This is a genomic window from Verminephrobacter aporrectodeae subsp. tuberculatae At4 (genome assembly GCF_000193225.1).
Classification (GTDB): Bacteria; Pseudomonadota; Gammaproteobacteria; order Burkholderiales; family Burkholderiaceae_C; genus Acidovorax; species Acidovorax aporrectodeae.
Genome location: NZ_AFAL01000130.1, coordinates 1 through 2,424, shown reverse-complemented (window position 1 = coordinate 2,424; position 2,424 = coordinate 1). Strand labels below are relative to the sequence as shown.

Below are 2,424 nucleotides of genomic sequence, written 5' to 3'. Positions count from 1 at the left end.
CAGGTCCTCGTCGTACACGAAGAGCTTGCGCGCCATGGCACGCTGGTAGCCCAGCATGTCGATCAGGAATCCCAGGGCGCCGAGGCTGTTCGCAAACTTCCCGAAAACGCCCTGCATGTCCTCCTCGGGCAGGGGTTCGACGAGCAGGCGCTCGACCGTCTCGCTCATGCGCGCCATGGCGCGTGCGGCCTCGTCCAGCCCGATGACCGAGAGCACGCCGCGCATCTGCGAGAGATGCCCGGGAACGGTGGCCAGGACCACCGTGTCCCCGGGGTTGCGGAAGAACTGATCCAGCGCCTTCTCCGTCTCGCCCAGGGTGGCGCGCAACTCGTCGACGATGCTGCCCATGGTCTGGTTGCCGCTGACCCTGCGGTACAGGTCTTCCATCCACTGCTCGAGCGGCCCGGGGTCCGCGCCGGAGCTGCTCGCGTCCAGACGCTGCGCCAGGCGGGTCGCCCGGGCCTCCATCTGCTCCTGCGTGGCGTCCAGTTCCTCGAACGCCGCCTGCAAGTACAGCACGGAGGTCGCCACCTCCATCGCCAAGACGGCCGAAGGGGGCTCTGCCGATTCGGCGATGGAGTTCACCGCACGCGTGAGCGCCTGCGCCAAGTCCTCACTGCCAGGGTGCAGCTTGCGCAGCAAATCGCACACCAGACTGAACTGGTCTGCCACCGGCTTGCGTTTGTTCAGATCGCCACCGGCGAGCGCAGACCAGGTCTCTGCGGCCGACGCGATGCGCTTGCGCGCCTGGACCAGCACGGCAGGGTCGAAGCGCCCGAAGCGGACGCTTTCGTAGTCCACGGGCGCAAAGCGCTCCAATGAGAACGCCCGGCGCACGGCCCGCAACCAGGGCACGGCGTCGGCCGGCAGATCGGCGGTCCGGGCCTGCGCGCAGAAGAACAGCAGGTCCTGAATCAGGCGGTTGGTGATCTCCGGATTCCCCTTGGCGAGGGTGGCGTACTGCATCAGCACGCGCGAGGCGACGCGCTTGACGTAGATGTCCTGCGCCAGCAATCCGGAGCCAAAGGCATCGAAGAAGCCCGCGCAGATTCTCCAAAAAGCGCGCACCTGGCGATCCGTCTGCGCCGCAGCAAAGCCCAGGCAGATATCGCGCAGGCCCAGCGCCGCCGTCGAATCCCCGACTTGACGGTGCGCAGCACCATGGAATCGAGCTGCGCACGCGCCTGCGGACCATAGACCAGCGGGGGCAGGGGAAGCGCACCCTCGGGCTCGCGAAAGCGCCGCTCGACCGGCCACAGGTCCGCAGGATGGACGTGCTCCACCTCGGCCAGCGCCTGGACCTCCCGGTACTGCGGAAATAGCGCCACCGGCGACGCCTCCTTGCCCGCGAGAACGGTCTCCAGGTACTCGACGAGCGCAAAACTCGCGCGCTCGACCGTCGCTGCGGCGTCGTCCCTGCAGGTCTCGGGGCGCCGGACAAACTTCTGCACGGCAGATTCCATGGCCTGCAAGAGCAGGGCAGGAGCGGCCATGCCGACCATTTCCAAGACGCCGAAGCCCTGGTGCAGTTGCTGACGCGCGGTGCGCAAGGGACCAACGTCCAGCGCCTCAAGATCGGATTCCTGCGCGATTTCGGCGGTGCGCACGAAGCGCCGCACGGCGTGGACCGCGCTGTGCAGCGACTTGCGCAATTCGTCAAGCACCCAGGCCAGCGGGCCCAGGTCCAGATCTCCCTGGGCCCCATCCGTGGCGGGTGCATGGCTGTCGATGAATGACATGGATTCGTTCCCGGCTGCTGAGAACCAAGCTGCTTGATGACTACTGCGTCAGGCGATTTTGAAACGCGCCACCGATTGGCGCAGTTCCTCGGCCATGTGCGAGAGTTCGCGCACCTGCTGCGCGGTGCTGCGGGTGCCTTCACCCGTTTGCTCGGTGACCGCAAAAATGTGCTGGATGTTACCCGCGACCTCGTTGGCCAGGACGGCTTCGCGGGAAGTAGCCGAAGAAATCTGTTCGATCAGCTGCGCAAGACGGCGCGACACGCGGTCGATCTCGGTCAGCGCAGTGCCCGCGCTGTCGGACAGGCGGGCCCCTTCGACCACACCCTGCGTGGAACGCTCCATGGCGGCCACGGCGTCCTGGGTATCGGTCTGAATCGCCTTCACCAGCGCCGAAATCTGGCGCGTTGCATCGGCCGAGCGTTCTGCCAGCCGCTGCACTTCCTCCGCCACCACCGAGAAGCCGCGCCCGGCTTCGCCGGCGGACGCGGCCTGGATCGCGGCGTTGAGCGCGAGCACGTTCGTCTGCTCGGTAATGTCGGAAATCAGCTCCGTGATTTCGCCAATCTCCTGCGACGATTCGCCCAGGCGCTTGATGCGCTTGGAGGTGTCCTGGATCTGGTCGCGGATCGAGTTCATGCCGCCGATCGCGTTCTGCACGGCGTGCAGACCCGAGTCCGCCGCC

General features: G+C 66.8%; 1 protein-coding gene and 1 pseudogene. Both read right to left on the bottom strand.

Annotated elements, in window-relative coordinates; genetic code table 11:
- Positions 1–1,739, bottom strand: a pseudogene (locus VTU_RS25735) (FimL-related protein); the annotation flags it as partial.
- A gap of 48 nt (positions 1,740–1,787) precedes the next feature.
- Positions 1,788–2,424: DUF3418 domain-containing protein (locus VTU_RS25730; RefSeq protein ID WP_010101410.1), on the bottom strand; the 637-nt coding region annotated here is incomplete at its 5' end.